This is a genomic window from Streptomyces sp. AP-93 (assembly GCF_022808175.1).
Lineage (GTDB): Bacteria > Actinomycetota > Actinomycetes > Streptomycetales > Streptomycetaceae > Streptomyces.
Genome location: NZ_JALGBX010000080.1, coordinates 1 through 778, shown reverse-complemented (window position 1 = coordinate 778; position 778 = coordinate 1). Strand labels below are relative to the sequence as shown.

1 rRNA gene is annotated in these 778 nt (G+C 58.0%); it reads left to right on the top strand.

The features are described 5' to 3' along the window. Positions 1–149 precede the first annotated feature (149 nt). A 23S ribosomal RNA gene (locus MTF69_RS42675) occupies positions 150–778 on the top strand; the annotation flags it as partial.

The window sequence follows — 778 nt, the reverse complement described above, 5'->3', positions numbered from 1 at the left end:
GTGCTTGGCACGTTGTTGGGTATCTGAGGGTACGGCCGAAAGGCTTTATCTTCGCGATGCCGGCCCCAGTGAACTCGCCAGCTTGTCTGGTGGGGTGATGGGTGGCTGGTCGTTGCTTGAGAACTACACAGTGGACGCGAGCATCTGTAGGCCAAGTTTTTAAGGGCGCACGGTGGATGCCTTGGCACCAGGAACCGATGAAGGACGTGAGAGGCCGCGATAGGCCCCGGGGAGCTGCCAACTGAGCTTTGATCCGGGGGTGTCCGAATGGGGAAACCCGGCAGTCGTCATGGGCTGTCACCCACTGCTGAACACATAGGCAGTGTGGAGGGAACGCGGGGAAGTGAAACATCTCAGTACCCGCAGGAAGAGAAAACAACCGTGATTCCGGGAGTAGTGGCGAGCGAAACCGGATGAGGCCAAACCGTATGCGTGTGATACCCGGCAGGGGTTGCGCATGCGGGGTTGTGGGAATTCTTTTGATCGGTCTGCCGGCCGGTCGGCGAGTCAGAAACCGTTGATGTAGTCGAAGGACATGCGAAAGGTCCGGCGTAGAGGGTAAGACCCCCGTAGACGAAACATCAGCGGCTTGCTTAAGAATCTCCCAAGTAGCACGGGGCCCGAGAAATCCCGTGTGAATCTGGCGGGACCACCCGCTAAGCCTAAATATTCCCTGGTGACCGATAGCGGATAGTACCGTGAGGGAATGGTGAAAAGTACCGCGGGAGCGGAGTGAAATAGTACCTGAAACCGTGTGCCTACAAGCCGTGGGAGCGTC